Raw genomic sequence first — 16,139 nt, forward strand, 5'->3', positions numbered from 1 at the left:
GTATGTCATTGTCGCCGTTGCGGTTTCGGCCGCAACGGCATTACATGTGACAGGCTGTATCGCCTTTTTTCCTACTTCGCGGTAGGTTGGTGGCCCCAGGTGCTGTGCGAGAGGACTTTGCCGTGGCTGCCAAACGTCGTGCTGTGATCGTGTCGGGTGCGCGGACGCCGTTCGTCCGGGCGTTCACCGACTACACGCGGATGGATTCGATCGACCTGGCCGACGCGGCCGTGGCCGGACTGCTGGAACGCACCGGCCTGCCCAAGGATCAGGTGCAGGCGATCGTGTGGGGCGGGGTGATCCTGCCCAGCGCGGCGCCCAACATCGCGCGCGAGATCGCGCTGGACCTGAAGCTCGATCCCGGGTGCGAGGGCCATACGGTCACCCGCGCGTGCGCGTCCGGCCTCCAGGCGGTGACGACCGCGGCCGCGGCCATCGAGCGCGGCGAATACGACGTGATGATCGCGGGCGGCAGCGATTCCACCAGCAACGCCGAGGTGAAGCTGCCGCAGAAGGTCGTGCACGCCGCCGCGCCGCTCGCGCTGGGCAAGCCGAAGGCCAAGGACTATCTGTCGGCGGTGGCGCAACTGGCCCCGTTCACCGATCTCGTGCCGCGCCGCCCCAAGATCGCCGAGCGCACCACCGGCGAGGTGATGGGGGAGTCGGCGGAGAAGATGGCCCGCATCCACGGGGTGACGCGCGCGGCGCAGGACGAGTTCGCGGCGCGGTCGCATCAGCGGGCCGCGGCGGCCGCCGAATCCGGGCGGTTCGACCGCGAGGTGTTGGAAGTCGTTACGCCCGAGGGCAAGTCGGTACGCCGGGACGGGCTGGTGCGGGCGAATACGAGCGTCGAGAAACTGGCCAAGCTGGCCCCGGTGTTCGCGAAGGACGGGACGGTGACCGCGGGCAATGCCAGTCCGCTCACCGACGGCGCGGCCGCGGTGCTGCTGATGAGCGAGGAGCGGGCGCGGGCGCTGGGGCTGGAGCCGCTGGCGGCGTTCCGGTCGTGGAGCTATGTCAGCGTGGATCCGACCGATCAGGTGCTCATCGGTCCGGCGATCTCCATGCCGCGCGCGCTGGACAAGGCCGGATTGTCGCTGGGCGACGTGGATCTGGTTGATATCCACGAGGCGTTCGCGGCCCAGACGCTGTCGGTGCTCGCGGCGCTGGGCAGCGACGAGTGGGCGAAGACGCGGCTGGACCGGGACACCGCGGTCGGGGAGATCGATCCGGCGATCCTCAATGTGCACGGTGGTTCGGTCTCGCTCGGGCATCCGTTCGGGGCGACCGGGGCGCGCATGGTGACGACCATGGCCAACGAATTGGCGTTGTCGGGCAAGAGCACCGCGCTGCTGGGCATCTGCGCGGCCGGGGGCATCGGCGCGTCGGCGGTGCTGGAACGGGTCTGAATCTTGTTCTAGCCGAAGCGTTCCCAGTGCACGGCGTCGGTGAGCGGCCGCCGGGAACGCCAGCCGAAGCGCTCCAGATCCGGGGTGTCCTGGAAGGTGTGGACCGGTCCGACGCACAGCCAGGCGACGGGCCGGATCCCCGGCGGCAGGCCGACGAGTTCGGTGAGGTACCCGGCGTCGTAGAAGCTCACCCAGCCGACCCCGATATGCTCGGCGGTGGCGGCCAGCCAGAGGTTCTGGATGGCGAGAATCGTTGAGTACAAACCGGTTTCGGGCACCGTGGCGCGTCCCAGCACCTGCGGCCCGCCGCGGCCGTCGTCATGGGTGACGACGATCCCGGTCCCGCTCTCCACGATCCCCTCGATCTTGATCGGCTCGAAGGTCCGAGCCCGCTCCGGCGGCAGCGCGTCCCGGAACTCGATCCGCTTCTCGGCCACATGCGCCGCGAACCGCTCGAGCGTGGCCCGCTCCCGAACGACCACGAAATCCCACGGCTGCGAATTCCCCACACTCGGCGCCCGATGCGCCGCATCCAAAATCCGCCACAGCGCAGCGTCCTCCACCACCTCCCCCGTGAACTCCGCCCGCACATCCCGCCGCCGCCGAATAACCTCATAAACCTCGGAACCCACACCCCCACCTAACCAACCCCCACCCCCACGAACACAGCCGCACCCCTTATCCGGATCCGCACCCCTTCCAGGGCCCTACAACGTGTGCGGATTCGAATAAAGGGTGCGGCTGGGTTGCCGTACCTGGGGTCAGGCGACGGGGGAGGGGGTGCGGGTGAGGCGGCGGCGGCCTTCGGTGAGGGCGGTGCGGAGGCCGCGGCGGCGGCCGGTGGTGGGGTCGGTGACGGGGGTGCCGCCGTAGGCGCGCTCGGAGCGGGTTTCGGGGGCGTCGTCGGGGGTGCGGCGGAGGTACTTGTTGGGGAGGGAGAGTTTGATGATGGTGCGCCAGGACTTGGCGTACTGGACCGGGAGGGAGCCGGTGGTGTAGGGGAGGTCGTACTTGTCGCAGAGTTCGCGGACGCGGACGGCGATGGCGGCGAGGCGGTTGCTCGGCAGATCGGGGAACAGGTGGTGCTCGATCTGGTGGGAGAGGTTGCCGGTCATGAAGTGCATGAGTGGGCCGCCGCTGATGTTGGCGCTGCCGAGCATCTGCCGCAGGTACCACTCGCCCTGGGTCTCGTTCTCGACGTCGCCGCGGGTGAACTTCTCGGCGCCGTCGGGGAAGTGACCGCAGAAGATGACCGCGTTGGTCCACACATTGCGAATCACGTTGGCGGCCAGGTTCGCCGTGAGCGTGGACAGGAACGCCGGGCCGGTGAGCAGCGGGAAGAACAGATAGTCCTTGGCGACCTGCTTGCCGACCTTCTTCAGCACCGTGCGGCGGTCCTGCTCGAACTGCTTGCGCTCGGGGCTGTCGGGCGCCCACTTCTTCTTGGCGACCTTGCCCAGCTCCAGATGCTGGATGGCCACGCCGTACTCGAAGAACATCTGCAACAGCAGGTTGTACACCGGCTGCCCGAGGTAGAACGGCGACCACCGCTGATCGCGGGTGACGCGCAGCAGGCCGTAGCCGATGTCGTCGTCCATGCCCAGCACATTGGTGTACTTGTGGTGCAGGTAGTTGTGGGTGATCTTCCAGTGCTCGGCCGGACCCACGTTGTCCCATTCCCACGACGAGGAGTGGATCTCCGGATCGTTCATCCAGTCCCACTGGCCGTGCATGACGTTGTGGCCGATCTCCATGTTCTCGATGATCTTGGCCGTGGACAGCAGGGCCACTCCGGCGAACCAGGCGGGCGGGAAGAGACTGGCGAACAGCACCGCGCGGCCACCGATCTCGAGGCCGCGCTGCAACCGGATCACATTGCGGATGTAGCGCGCGTCGCGCTCGCCCCGGGACACCTCGATCTCGCGCCGGATGGAATCCAGCTCGGCGCCGATCGCTTCCACGTCCTCGGGAGTGAGGTGGGCGTACTCCTTGACATCCGATATCGCCATACTCCCTACACTACCGTAAGTTACGGCTCCGTAGGTTGGCTCCGGATCGATTCACAACTGTGACGTACACCGCATTGTGCGGGTGACCTACGCCTGCCTGGGCTTGCGCGCCTTGTCGCGCAGCGCCCGCTTGGCCTCGCGCAGCGCCTCCTTCTCCTGACGCGCCTTCTCCTTCAGCGTCGCCCGCGCCTCGGCCATCGCCGAACGCAGGCCGCGTCGGCGACCGGTCTCGGGATCGATTCCGGGCCAATGGTTTTCGGCCCAGTGATCGAACATCCGCTCCGAGGAGGTCTCGGGAGCGTCGTGCGCGGTGCGCCGCAGGAACCGATCCGGCAACGCCAGCTTGTGAATCGTACGGAACGCCAGCAGATATTGCTTGCCGAGCGAACCGGTCGTATACGGCAGATCGTATTTGTCGCACAGCTGGCGCACCTGCTCGGCGACCTCCGGGTACCGATTGCTCGGAATGTCCGGGAACAGATGATGTTCGATCTGATAGCAGAGATTGCCGCTCATGAACGCCATGACCGGACCCGCCTCGAAATTGGCGCTGCCCAGCATCTGCCGCAGATACCACTCGGCCCGCGTCTCGTCGGTGAAATGCTCCTCGGTGAACTTTTCCGCCCCGTCGGGGAAGTGCCCGCAGAAGATCACCGCGTAGGCCCACAGATTGCGGATGAGATTCGCGGTCGCGTTGGCCTTCAGCGTCTGCTTCCACGCCGGACCGGTGAGCAGCGGGTAGATGACGAAGTCCTTAACGACCTGTCGACCGGCCTTGCGCGCGAACGCCTTGTTCGGCTCCGACGCCACCTGCCACGGGTTCACCCCGAGCTGCTGCTTCTCCGCCGACAGATCGTGCAGCGCGATACCCCACTCGAACGTCGCCGCGAGGATCAGATTGGCCACCGGCTGCACCAGATGCAGCGGCTTCCACTTCTCGTCGCGGGTCATGCGCAGGATGCCGAAACCCAGATCCTCGTCCTTGCCGAGGATGTTGGTGTAGGTGTGGTGCGAGTAGTTGTGCGCCCGCTTCCACTGCCCGGACGTGCCGGTCATATCCCACTCCCAGGTGGTGGAGTGGATCTCGGGATCGTTCATCCAATCCCATTGCCCGTGGCTGATGTTGTGCCCGAGCTCCATGTTCTCGATGATCTTCGCGACGGACAGCAGGGCCGTGCCCAGCACCCACGCCGAACGCTTCCGGCTCGCGAACAGGGTGGCGCGCCCGGCCGTCTCGAGCATGCGCTGGGCGCGAATCGTCCGACGAATGTACTTCGAATCCCGTTCGCCGAGGGACTGTTCCACGTTCCGGCGAATGGTGTCGAGCTCCGCCCCCAGGGTCTCGATATCGGCGGCCGTCAGGTGAGCGTATGCATTGATGTCGGTGATTGCCACTGTGTTGGATTGCCTCGCTTCGCTCGGCGGGGTTTGCGGCCCTGAGTCTCGTCGTTCCGCGGTCGAGACTCGCGCTGCGCGCATGCGCTTCGACCGCGGAACGACGAGACGGCCGCAAACCGGCGCTCGTAAGACTCGCGCCCTACGGGGTTCCGTTCGGCGCGAAGGTTCTGTTCTGAGGGTAGCGGGTGAAGCTGAGAGAAGCTTGTTGTCAGCGTGTCGTGGCTGGTCAGATGTCCAGGGTGCAGTCGCCGGCGGCGGCGGAGATGCAGGTCTGGATCTTCTCTCCGGCCTGGTGTTCCATGCCGTTGCGCAGATCCCTGGCGTGGCCGTCGGTGAGGGTGAGTACACAGGTCTGGCAGATGCCCATGCGGCAGCCGAACGGCATCTGCACGCCCGCGCCCTCGCCGGCCTGCAACAGGCTCGTGGCGCCGTCGACGGCGACGCTGCGGCCGGTGCGGGCGAAGGTGACCGTGCCGCCCTGGCCGACCGCCGAGCGCTCCACCTCGAACCGCTCGACGTGCAGATGGTCGCTGAGATCGGCCGCGGCCCAATGCTTTTCGATGTCGTCCAGCATGGCCAGCGGGCCGCAGGCCCAGGTCTGGCGCTCGCGCCAATCCGGATACAGCTCGTCCAGCGCGGACAGCTCGAATTTGCCCTGCTCACCGGTCAATTGCAGATGCGAGGTGAAACTCGGGTGCTTGTCGTGCAATTCGCGCAGTTCCGCGGCGAACATGACGTCCTCGGCCGACCGCGCCGAATGGATGTGCACCACATCCGGCACGGTGTCGCGGCGATCGAGTGTGCGCAGCATCGCCATGACGGGCGTGATGCCGCTGCCCGCGGTGAGGAACAGGATCTTGCCCGGCGGCGGCTCGGGCAGCACGAAACCGCCCTGGGGCGCGGCCAATCGGACGATCGTGCCCTCGGGGACGCCGTTGACCAGGTGGCTGGACAGGAATCCCTCGGGCATCGCCTTGACCGCGATGGAGATCAGGCGCTTGGCCCGGCTCTCCGGATCGGTCCAGTCCGGGGGACAGGTCAGCGAGTACGACCGCCAGTGCCAGCGGCCGTCGACCAGCACGCCGATCCCGATGTACTGCCCGGGGGTGAACTTGAAATCGAACCCCCAGCCGGGCTTGATCACCAGCGTGACCGAATCGGCGGTCTCCTCGCGCACGTCCACGATGCGGCCGCGCAGCTCGCGGGCCGACCACAGCGGATTGACCAGGTGCAGGTAATCGTCCGGCAGCAGGGGGGTGGTGATGCGTGCCGCCGCCCCGCGCAGCGCGTCCAGCCGGGTGCGCCCGGCCGTCTTCGCCTCGGCGACCGGAGCCTCCAGCCATGCCCGAATACTCTGTACCGATTTCGAGACCATTCGCCCATTTCCTGTGATCACGCGCCCGTCGGCGCCTTACGCCAGCAAGGTTACGGCATCGTAGGTTGCGTGGGGGCGGGAGCGGTAGAGGGTCACAGCAGATCGAGCAGGAAGGGCAGTTCCTGGGTGGCGTACCAGGCCAGCTGGTGATCCTCGGCGTCGCCGAGCACGAATTCGGCGTCGGTGTCGCCGAGGTCGGCGGCGTCGATCACGTCCACGGCCTTGGCCACCGCGGGTTCGGCCTCGGCGAGGTCGACGTGCACCGAGGCGATCCGGTCGTAGGGGATCGCGGCCGACAGGCGGACCACGGCGTCGTCGAGGTCGGGGCGCAGCGTGGCGCCGGTGACGTCGGCGGCGATCACCGCGCGGCGGTAGACCGGGCTGTGGTAGCCGGATTCGTCGTCGGCGCTGTCGTCGTCGGCGCGGGTGGCCGTCTCGCGCTCGTCGGCGAGCAGGCGCAGCGACGCGCGCGCGGCCTCGCCCATCGCGACCTCGGCCAGTTCCTCGTCGTCGCCCGCGGCGTACGCCTCGCGCAGCGCGGGGGTGACCGCGAAGGCGGTGTCGTTGATCGCGCGAATCTCGCGATCGGACACCAGGTTCCGCAGCATGGCGATCGTCGCCGGGACGTAGACCCGCAGCTTGTCATTGGACGCAGGCACCGAGCATCTCCTCCATGGACTCGCGCACCGCCGCGGACAGCACCCCGATATCGGCCATCGCGTCGCGATCGGCATTGAGACCGTAGAACACCCGTCCGTCGTAGGACGTGATTCCGATACTCGACGCCTGATTGCGCAGCAGGGGCGACACCGGATACATCTCCAGTATCCGCGCGCCGCCGATGTACATCGGCCGTTGCGGACCCGGCGCGTTGGTGATCACCAGATTGAACGTGTGTTCTGCGAACGTACTCGCCGACCGCACGCTCATCGCGTGCAGGCTCGCCGGAGCGAATCCGGCCATGTGCACCAGCGTGCGGGCCCGTACGGCGTGCCGGTGCCGGGTGTGCGCCTCGGTGGCGTGGCCGATGTGCGACAGCCGCATGGCCGGATTGGGCTCGCCCACCGGCAGATCCATCAGGAACGACGACACCTCGCTGTCGCAGCCGCGCGCGCCCGCCGTGTACACCGACATCGGCACGATCGCGCGCAGCACCGCCGATTCGGCGAGCATGTCCCCGCGCGATTGCAGGAAGATGCGCAGCGCGCCCGTCACCACGGCCAGGATCGCGTCGTTGGTCGAGCAGCCGAACCGCTCGCGGATGCGGCGGTAGTCGTCGAGGTCGGTGCGCACCACGTCGAAGCGGCGATTGCGCGAGGTCGGGGCGTTGAACGGGCTGGCGGGCACACCGGTGGCCGCGCTGCGCACCCGGGAGAGCGCCCGCTCCACGGCCCGGCCGGTCGCCCCGGCCACCGACCTCGCGCCCGCCTGCCGCAGCGCCCCGAGCGCCTCGCGCGGCTGGCCCGCCAACTCGGCCACGGCCATGGCCAACAGCTGCGCCTCGCTCGGTTCGCGGTGCGCGGTCCAGGGATCCGGGGCGAGTTCGCGTGGCGCCGGGCCGGTGTCGAGGATCACGTGCCCGATCTCGAGCGCGCCGCCGCCGTCCACGAGCGCGCTGTGGGTCTTGGTGAAGATCGCGGAGCGGCCCTCGGCCAAACCCTCGATCAGGTACATCTCCCACAACGGCCGGGTCTGGTCGAGCGGGCGGGAGGACAGCCGGGCGACCAGGTCGTGCAGCTGCTCGGCGGATCCGGGCGCGGGCAGCGCCGAGCGGCGCACGTGATAGCCGATATCGAAGTGAGCGTCGTCCACCCACACCGGGCGGCCCAGCGCGAACGGGACCTCGCGGACCTTGTGCCGATAGCGCGGGACCAGCGGCAATCGGTTCTCGACCAGTTCGACCAGCCGCTCGTAGGTCGCCCGTCCCGGCTCGGGCGGATCGGTGTCCGCCACGATGGCGAGCGAGCCGATGTGCATCGGATTGCTGCTCGATTCGAGCCGGTAGAAGGACGCGTCCTGCGGCGACAGTCTGGTGATCACGCTTTCCGGTGCTCCTTCCGATACCCGCTCCATTGTGAGGTCACACAAACCGGTCGGCGGTAGGCGAGTCCCCCTTTTCGCGATACGGGTTGCGAAATCTTCCGGCCCGAGCGGCCTCCGTGCGATGCTGGGACGTTCGTGTCCAGGGGAGCCGACAACGAGGGGGAATCGGGATGTTATCGCCCGCGCCGAATGCCGAACCGCCACTGGGCGATGCCGACCGGTCGGGGAATCGGAGCCGCGCGAGCGGTCCGGCGGGCCGAGCGCCGCTGCCCTGCCGTCGTCGCGTGCCCGCGCGCACCGGCGCGTATCGCCTGCGCGGAACGCATCGCAGGTCGCCGCACGACGGGCGTTCCCCATCCTACGCCAGGTTCGACGAAAACGGTTCGGCGGCAACACGATTCGCCGAGCGGTCGCTGCGGATGGTGCTCGAGGTGCTGGACGGCCGGCGGTCGGCGACCCAGCTGACCCGGCTGACCGATCCGGCGGTGGCGGCGATGCTCGCGACCGCCGCACGCACCGCGGTCGCGGATCGGCGGCTCGGCGCGGCGGTGCTGGTCGCGGTGCGCGCCGAACCCGTCGCGCCGGGCGTGGCCGAGGTGGTGGCCGGATACGAGCGCGGGGCGCGCCGCTTCGCCGTGGCGGGCCGGGTGACCTGCCGCCGGGGCGAATGGCGGCTGGTGGCGCTGCGGCTGCGATGACGCCGCGCCCGCCGCCTAGGATGGATCCCGCATTACCATGGGCGATGCTGCCACAGCCAGCCCCCGCGTGGGCCCAGCCCGGCGTGGGGTGCCGAGACGAACAACACCGACCAGAGGACTGACGAGACCCGTGCCTGCGCTGACACTGACGAGGTTGCTACGTTTTGGTGAGGGCCGCGTCGTGAAGCGGCTCGCGCGGCTCGCCGACGAGGTCATCGAGCTCGAGCCGGACTACGCCGAACTCACCGATGCCGAACTGCGCGGTAAGACCGACGAATTCAAGCAACGCTACGCCGACGGCGAATCCGTGGACGAACTGCTGCTCGAGGCGTTCGCGGTCGCGCGCGAGGCGTCCTGGCGGGTCCTCGGTCAGAAGCACTACAAGGTGCAGATCATGGGCGGCGCGGCGCTGCACATCGGCAATGTGGCCGAGATGAAGACCGGTGAGGGCAAGACCCTCACCTGTGTGCTCCCGGCCTACCTCAACGCGCTGTCCGGCGACGGCGTGCACGTCGTCACCGTCAACGACTATCTGGCCAAGCGCGACGCGGAGTGGATGGGCCGCGTGCACCGCTTCCTCGGCCTCGAGGTCGGGGTGATCCTCGGCGGCATGAGCCCGGCCGAGCGGCGCGCCGCCTACGGCGCCGACATCACCTACGGCACCAACAACGAGTTCGGCTTCGACTACCTGCGCGACAACATGACCCACTCGCTGGACGATCTGGTCCAGCGCGGGCACAACTTCGCCGTGGTCGACGAGGTCGACTCGATCCTCATCGACGAGGCCCGCACCCCGCTGATCATCTCCGGCCCGGCCGACGCGTCCTCGAAGTGGTATGCCGAATTCGCCCGTATCGCACCGCTTCTCAAGAAGGACGTGCACTACGAGGTCGACATCAAGAAGCGCACCATCGGCGTGCACGAGGCGGGCGTGGAGTTCGTCGAGGACCAGCTGGGCATCGACAACCTCTACGAGGCCGCGAACTCGCCGCTGGTCAGCTATCTGAACAACGCCATCAAGGCCAAGGAACTCTACGTCCGCGACAAGGACTACATCGTCCGCAACGGCGAGGTCATCATCGTCGACGAGTTCACCGGCCGAATCCTGGTGGGCCGCCGCTACAACGAGGGCATGCACCAGGCCATCGAGGCCAAGGAGGGCGTGGAGATCCAGCCCGAGAACCAGACGCTGGCCACCATCACGCTGCAGAACTACTTCCGCCTCTACGACAAGCTCTCCGGCATGACCGGCACCGCCGAGACCGAGGCCGCCGAGCTGCACTCGATCTACGGCCTGGGCGTGGTGCCGATCCCGACCAACAAGCCGATGATCCGCAAGGATCAGGCGGACCTGATCTACAAGACCGAAGAGGCCAAGTTCGAGGCGGTCGCCGACGACATCACCGAGCGGCACGAGAACGGCCAGCCGGTGCTGGTCGGCACGACCTCGGTCGAGCGGTCGGAGTACCTGTCGAAACTGCTGACCAAGCGCGGCATTCCGCACAACGTGCTCAACGCCAAGTACCACGAGCAGGAGGCGCAGATCATCGCCGAGGCCGGTCGGCCCGGCGCGGTCACCGTCGCCACCAATATGGCCGGTCGCGGTACCGATATCGTGCTCGGCGGCAATCCCGACATCATCGCCGACCTGTTGCTGCGGCAGCAGGGCCTGGATCCGGTGGAGACCCCCGACGACTACCAGGCGCACTGGCTGCCGACGTTGGAGCGGGTCAAGCAGCAGGTCGAGGAGGACGGCGAGCGGGTCCGCGAGGTCGGCGGCCTGTACGTGCTGGGCACCGAGCGGCACGAGTCGCGCCGCATCGACAACCAGCTGCGCGGCCGGTCCGGCCGTCAGGGCGATCCGGGTGAGTCGCGGTTCTACCTGTCGCTGGGCGACGAGCTCATGCGCCGGTTCAACGGCGCGGCGCTGGAGTCGATCATGACCCGGCTGAATCTGCCCGACGACGTGCCGATCGAGGCCAAGATGGTCTCGCGGGCCATCAAGAGCGCGCAGACCCAGGTCGAACAGCAGAACTTCGAGATCCGCAAGAACGTTCTGAAGTACGACGAGGTGATGAACCAGCAGCGCACCGTGATCTACGCCGAGCGCCAGCGCATCCTGGCCGGTGAGGACATGGAGGGCCAGGTCCAGAACATGATCACCGACGTGATCACCGCCTACGTCGAGGGCGCGACCGCCGAGGGTTACGTCGAGGACTGGGATCTGGCAAAGCTGTGGACCGCGCTGAAGACGCTGTACCCGGTCGGCATCGATTACAAGGACCTGACCGGCGAGAACGACTCCGGTGAGATCGGCGAGCTGACCCGCGAGGAGCTGCTCGACGCGGTCCTCGACGACGCGCACCAGGCGTACGCGCGCCGCGAGAAGGAGATCGACGACCTGGCCGGTCCGGGCAGTATGCGCAATCTGGAACGCCAGGTGCTGCTGTCGGTGCTGGACCGCAAGTGGCGCGAGCACCTCTACGAGATGGACTACCTCAAGGAGGGCATCGGCCTGCGGGCCATGGCCCAGCGCGATCCGCTGGTGGAGTACCAGCGCGAGGGCTTCGACATGTTCGCCGCGATGCTCGAGGGGCTCAAGGAGGAGTCGGTCGGCTTCCTGTTCAACCTCCAGGTCGAGGTGCAACAGCCGCAGCCGCAAGGGGTTTCGGTGGATCCGGGCCTGCGCTCGCCGGTCGGCGCGCTGGCGGGCGCACCCGCCGCCCCGGTCGAGGGCTCCTCCGCGGCCCCGGCGGCCTTGCGCGCCAAGGGGATCGGCGACCGCTCCAACACGGGCGGCCTGACCTATTCGGGTCCCGACGAGGGCGGTCACGTCGCCCGCCACAGCGACGCCGAGGAGTACGGCGACAACGGCCACGACGGCACCACTCGCCGCGAGCGCCGCGAGGCCGCCCGCGCCGAGGGACGGCATCCGAAGCCCCCGAAGTCCAAGCGCCGCCGCTGATCTCGCCGACGATGCCCTCCCGCCGATCCGGCGGGAGGGCATCGGTCTGTTCGGGGGAGGGACGGGATTGGAGTGCACCCGCCACCGGAGAGTCGATGAGGGGCAAGGACATCGGATCCGGCGGCGGGGCCATCGATAGTTTGCTGGAGGGGCGCTGCGCGGGGGAAGCGTTGCGGTGTTGCCGCCTGTTGCCGGTCGTGGCAATACCGGGCGGACTTCTCGTCAACCGCCGCCCATTGCCCATGGATCGTTGGCATTGAGCGCGACCAGCAGGCGGCGGATGGCGGCCACGCGACGTTCCTTGCCGGGCAGGCGGTCCAGGGCGCATTCGGGGTCGGCGGGCGGGCCGAGATGGGTGCAGCCGCGCGGGCAGTCCTCGATGGCGTCGGCGAGATCGGCGAACGCCTGGATGACGTCGTCGGGGGTGATGTGCGCCAGGCCGAACGAGCGGATGCCGGGGGTGTCGATGACCCAGCCGCCGCCGGGCAGCGGCAGCGCGATCGACTGGGTGGAGGTGTGCCGGCCCTTGCCGACGCCCGACACCTCACCGACGGCCCGATCCGCCTCGGGCACAAGGCGATTCACCAGGGTCGACTTTCCGACGCCGGAGTGGCCGAGCAGGCAGGTGAGCCGTTCGCGGAGCAGCTCGAGGATCGGTTCGAGGGGGTCGTCGCGGCCGCCGGGCACGATGGTGAGGTCGAGATCGCGGAATTCCGTGGCGAATTCGGAGTTCGGGTCGAGATCGTGTTTGGTCAGGCACAACACCGGTTCCAGGCCACCGGCGTAGGCGGCGGCCATGGCGCGTTCGACGAAGCCGGTGCGCGGCGGCGGATCGGCCAGCGCGACGACGATGAACAGGCGTTCGGCGTTGGCGACCACGACGCGTTCGAAGGGATCGGTGTCATCGGCGGTGCGCCGCAACACCGTTCGCCGCTCGGCGACCCGCACGATCCGGGCGAGGGTGTCGGGGGCGCCGGACAGATCGCCCACCACGCCCACCTCGTCGCCCACCACGATCGGGGTGCGGCCCAGTTCGCGCGCCCGCATGGCCACGATGGGCCGCTCCGGATCCCCCTCGAGCACACAGCTCCAGCGGCCCCGGTCGACCGCGGTGACCATGGCGGTGACCGCGTCCCGATGTTCGGGCCGGGTCTTGGTGCGCGGCCGCGAGCCCTTGCCCGGGCGCACCCGGACATCGGACTCGTCGTAGTCGCGGCGTCTCAGTGCGCCGCTCCCGTGCCGGAAAGCATTGTCTCCCACAGGGATACGAAGTCGGGCAGGGTCTTGGCGGTGGTGCCGATGTCCTCGATCCGCACGCCAGGGACGCGCAGGCCGAGGATCGCGCCCGCGGTGGCCATGCGGTGGTCGGCGTAGGAGTGCCAGTCGCCGCCGTGCAGCGGGGCCGGGACGATGTCGAGGCCGTCGTCGGTTTCGGTGACCTTGCCGCCGAGCCGGTTGATCTCGGTGGCCAGCGCGGCCAGCCGGTCGGTCTCGTGGCCGCGCAGATGCGCGATGCCGCGCAGCCGCGACGGGGAGTCGGCCAGCGCCGCCAGCGCGGCGACCGTGGGGGTCAGCTCGCCGACGTCGTGCAGGTCGATGTCGATGCCCGCCAGGCGTTCCGGGCCGCGCACGGTGAGTTTGCCGTCGAAGCGGCGGGCCTCGGCGCCCATGCGCACCAGGATCTCGCGGATGACGTCGCCGGGCTGATTGGTCAGCTGCGGCCAGTGCGGGATGATCACCTCGCCGCCGGTGACCGCCGCCGCGGCCAGGAACGGGGTGGCGTTGGACAGATCCGGCTCGACCTCCCAGTCGACCGCGTGGATCGGGCCGGGCTCGACCGTCCAGACCTGTTCGGCGCGTGGATCGTTCGGGGCCTGCACCCGCACGCCCGCCTGCTCGAGCATCTGCACGGTCATCTCGATGTGCGGCATGGACGGCAGCGGCGCGCCGTCGTGCCGGACGGTCACCCCCTCGTCGAAGCGCGCGGCCGACAGCAGCAGTCCCGAGACGAACTGCGAGGAGCCGGAGGCGTCGATCGTCACCGCCCCGCCGCGCAGCTTGCCCATGCCGTGCACGACGAACGGCAGCGAATCGCCGTCGATGTCCACGCCGAGTTCGCGCAGCGCGTCCAGCACGGTCCGCAGCGGCCGCAGCCGGGCCTGTTCGTCGCCGAAGAACGCGACGTCGCCGTGGGCCAGCGCCGCGACCGAGGGCAGGAACCGCATCACGGTCCCCGCCAGCCCGCAGTCGACGGTCGCGCTGCCCAGCGCCCCGGCCGGGGTGATCGCGAGAGTGTCGGCGTCCCCGTCGATCTCGGTGCCCAGCGACCGCAGCGCCCCGATCATCAGATCGGTGTCGCGGCTGCGCAGCGCCCCGGTGATGGTCGAGGGCCGATCCGCGAGCGCCGCCAGGATCAAAGCCCGATTCGTGATCGACTTCGACCCCGGCAACGCCACGGTGGCGTGCACGGGCTGATCGGTATGGGGCGCTGGCCAGAAACTCACCCCCCCATCTTCGCCTATACCTCCGAAACCCACCCACTTCCCCCCGCCCCCGAAACCCAGCCGCACCCCTTGTTCGGATCCGCACCCATTCCAGGGCACTGGAGAGGGTGCGTTTGCGAACAAGGGGTGCGGCTGGGGTTGCGGTTACTTGTGGCGGCCGTGCAGGAGGGGGACGACGCGGCGGAGGAGTTTCATGGTGCGTTCGGTGCGGGTGTAGCTCATCAGGGCCATGCCCGGAATCGCGAAGCGCTGCACCGCGATCGAGTGGGGTTCGGTGAACTCGAGCAGGCCGGGGGCGCCGTGGATGCGGCCGATGCCGGAGTCGCGATGGCCGCCGAAGGGCAGCGCCGAGATGGCGGCGAAGCCGAGCACCGAGTTGACCGAGGTCGCCCCCGCCTTCAGGCGGCGCGCGATCTCGAGGCCCTGCTTGCGGGAGTACACCGAGGAGCCCAGGCCGAAGGTCGAGTCGTTGGCCAGCTCGACGGCCTCGTCCACGCCGCTGACGGTGCGGATGGTGACGGTCGGGCCGAAGGTCTCCTCGCGCACGGCGGCCGAGTTCTCGTCGACGTCGACCAGCACGACCGGCTCGATGTAGGGGCCCTTGATCGACTCCGGGCCGCCGAGCACGGCCTTGCCGCCGTTCTTCAGCGCGTCCTCGATGTGGCGGCGCACGACGTCGATCTGACTCGGCATGGTCATCGGGCCGTAGCTGGCCTTGTCGTCGGAGCCGGGGTGGATGTCGGTCAGGATGCGCTTGACCTCGGCGACGAACTCGTCGCTGATGGACCGGTCGACGTAGACGCGCTCGACGCCCGCGCAGGTCTGGCCGCTGTTCATGGTGGCGCCGTAGGCGACCGCGTCGGCGGCGGCCTTGATATCGGCGTCGGCGGCCACGATGACCGCGTCCTTACCGCCGCACTCCAGCAGCACCGGCGTGAGCCGCTCGGCCGCGGCGGCCATGATCTTCTTGCCCGTGGCGGCCGAACCGGTGAACGCGATCTTATCGATATCCGCGCGCACCAGGGCCGCGCCGGTCTCGCCGTAACCGTTGATCGTGACGAAAACCCCGTCGGGCAGTTCGGGATTGGCCTCGGCGAACAGCTGGGCCAGGAAATTACCGATGCCCGTGGAGTATTCGCTCGGCTTGAACACCACGGTATTGCCCGCGGCCAGCGCGTAACCGATGGAACCGTTGGGGGTGTAGACGGGATAGTTCCACGGCCCGATCACCCCGACCACACCCAGCGGGCGCTGCTCGATGTAGGCGGCGAAGTTCGACATCAGCGCGCCGGGGGAGACCTTCTTGGTCTTCAGCACCTTCTCGGCGTTGCTCGCGGCCCACTTGATGTGCTCGAGCGCCAGCATCAACTCGAGGAAGGCGTCGTCGCGCGGCTTGCCGTTCTCGGTGTGGATGAGGTCGCAGAATTCGTCGGCGCGGGCGACGATCCGGCTGCTCCAGCGCAACAGGTGGCGCTTGCGGTCAGCGAAGCTCAGGCTCCCCCAGGTCGCGGCCGCGCGGCGAGCCTCGGCCACGGCGGCGTGCACGGCCGCCTCGTCGGCGATCGGGTGGGTGGCGATGACCTCGCCCGTGGCCGGATCGACCGATGTGAGCGTGGTCTCGCGGGTGACGGCGGTGGACTCGGTGGTGGACATATTTCGGCGACCCCTAATGAGAGAGTTGTGGCTCGAAGTTCTCACACCATAGATGTGAAGTCAACCGCCTTCAGTTGCATTTTCG

Annotated in this window: 12 protein-coding genes; 3 read left to right on the forward strand and 9 right to left on the reverse strand. The window is 68.7% G+C overall.

Annotated elements, in window-relative coordinates; genetic code table 11:
* Positions 1 to 122: 122 nt before the first annotated feature.
* Positions 123 to 1,409 carry an acetyl-CoA C-acyltransferase gene (locus tag ACFYTQ_RS22350; RefSeq protein ID WP_387363994.1) on the forward strand — a complete coding sequence of 429 codons (1,287 nt, stop codon included), beginning with the start codon at positions 123 to 125 and terminating at the stop codon, positions 1,407 to 1,409.
* An 8-nt stretch (positions 1,410 to 1,417) separates the two neighbouring features.
* Here ACFYTQ_RS22350 and bluB read toward each other — a convergent pair whose 3' ends face one another.
* The 6 genes from bluB to ACFYTQ_RS22380 all read right to left on the reverse strand — a co-directional run bounded on the left by bluB (position 1,418) and on the right by ACFYTQ_RS22380 (position 8,231).
* On the reverse strand, positions 1,418 to 2,041 hold the full coding sequence (bluB, locus tag ACFYTQ_RS22355) for a 5,6-dimethylbenzimidazole synthase (RefSeq protein WP_387363997.1): 624 nt from the start codon (positions 2,039 to 2,041) through the stop codon (positions 1,418 to 1,420).
* Positions 2,042 to 2,170: 129 nt separating this feature from the next.
* Positions 2,171 to 3,418 carry a fatty acid desaturase family protein gene (locus ACFYTQ_RS22360; RefSeq protein WP_387364000.1) on the reverse strand — a complete coding sequence of 416 codons (1,248 nt, stop codon included), beginning with the start codon at positions 3,416 to 3,418 and terminating at the stop codon, positions 2,171 to 2,173.
* An 87-nt stretch (positions 3,419 to 3,505) separates the two neighbouring features.
* Positions 3,506 to 4,813: a fatty acid desaturase family protein gene (locus ACFYTQ_RS22365; RefSeq protein WP_387364003.1), complete on the reverse strand. Its 1,308-nt coding sequence runs from the start codon at positions 4,811 to 4,813 to the stop codon at positions 3,506 to 3,508.
* A gap of 229 nt (positions 4,814 to 5,042) precedes the next feature.
* The gene (locus ACFYTQ_RS22370; RefSeq protein ID WP_387364006.1) at positions 5,043 to 6,191 is read right to left on the reverse strand and encodes a ferredoxin reductase; all 1,149 of its coding nucleotides are present in this window, start codon (positions 6,189 to 6,191) and stop codon (positions 5,043 to 5,045) included.
* 92 nt (positions 6,192 to 6,283) lie between these two features.
* On the reverse strand, positions 6,284 to 6,799 hold the full coding sequence (locus ACFYTQ_RS22375) for a DUF6912 family protein (RefSeq protein ID WP_387364283.1): 516 nt from the start codon (positions 6,797 to 6,799) through the stop codon (positions 6,284 to 6,286).
* A 34-nt stretch (positions 6,800 to 6,833) separates the two neighbouring features.
* Positions 6,834 to 8,231, reverse strand: coding sequence for a wax ester/triacylglycerol synthase family O-acyltransferase (locus tag ACFYTQ_RS22380; protein WP_387364009.1), 1,398 nt, complete (start codon positions 8,229 to 8,231; stop codon positions 6,834 to 6,836).
* 287 nt (positions 8,232 to 8,518) lie between these two features.
* On the opposite strand from ACFYTQ_RS22380, the gene ACFYTQ_RS22385 reads away from it, so the two are divergent.
* The gene (locus ACFYTQ_RS22385) at positions 8,519 to 8,932 is read left to right on the forward strand and encodes an Rv3235 family protein (RefSeq protein WP_387364012.1); all 414 of its coding nucleotides are present in this window, start codon (positions 8,519 to 8,521) and stop codon (positions 8,930 to 8,932) included.
* A gap of 130 nt (positions 8,933 to 9,062) precedes the next feature.
* On the forward strand, positions 9,063 to 11,897 hold the full coding sequence (gene secA, locus ACFYTQ_RS22390) for a preprotein translocase subunit SecA (RefSeq protein ID WP_387364014.1): 2,835 nt from the start codon (positions 9,063 to 9,065) through the stop codon (positions 11,895 to 11,897).
* 222 nt (positions 11,898 to 12,119) lie between these two features.
* Here the strand turns inward: secA and rsgA are convergent, their stop codons facing one another.
* The 3 genes from rsgA to ACFYTQ_RS22405 form a co-directional block, all read right to left on the reverse strand.
* Positions 12,120 to 13,157, reverse strand: a complete 1,038-nt coding sequence (rsgA, locus tag ACFYTQ_RS22395) for a ribosome small subunit-dependent GTPase A (protein WP_387364017.1) — start codon at positions 13,155 to 13,157, stop codon at positions 12,120 to 12,122.
* Positions 13,118 to 14,401, reverse strand: a complete 1,284-nt coding sequence (gene aroA / locus ACFYTQ_RS22400; protein WP_387364020.1) for a 3-phosphoshikimate 1-carboxyvinyltransferase — start codon at positions 14,399 to 14,401, stop codon at positions 13,118 to 13,120. The genes rsgA and aroA overlap by 40 nt, the downstream gene beginning before the upstream one ends.
* A 144-nt stretch (positions 14,402 to 14,545) precedes the next feature.
* A complete protein-coding gene (locus ACFYTQ_RS22405; protein WP_387364023.1) occupies positions 14,546 to 16,054 on the reverse strand; it encodes an aldehyde dehydrogenase family protein in 1,509 nt (502 codons plus the stop codon).
* Positions 16,055 to 16,139 lie beyond the last annotated feature (85 nt).

Origin of the sequence: Nocardia sp. NPDC004068 (assembly GCF_042874315.1) — a bacterium.
Taxonomy (GTDB): Bacteria; Actinomycetota; Actinomycetes; order Mycobacteriales; family Mycobacteriaceae; genus Nocardia.

Bases quoted from the DNA above. Each gene is read 5' to 3' on its own strand.
- ACFYTQ_RS22360 (WP_387364000.1), bottom strand. From the start codon at position 3,418: ATGGCGATATCGGATGTCAAGGAGTACGCCCACCTCACTCCCGAGGAC.
- ACFYTQ_RS22370 (WP_387364006.1), bottom strand. From the start codon at position 6,191: ATGGTCTCGAAATCGGTACAGAGTATTCGGGCATGGCTGGAGGCTCCG.
- ACFYTQ_RS22375 (WP_387364283.1), bottom strand. From the start codon at position 6,799: ATGCTGCGGAACCTGGTGTCCGATCGCGAGATTCGCGCGATCAACGAC.
- ACFYTQ_RS22405 (WP_387364023.1), bottom strand. From the start codon at position 16,054: ATGTCCACCACCGAGTCCACCGCCGTCACCCGCGAGACCACGCTCACA.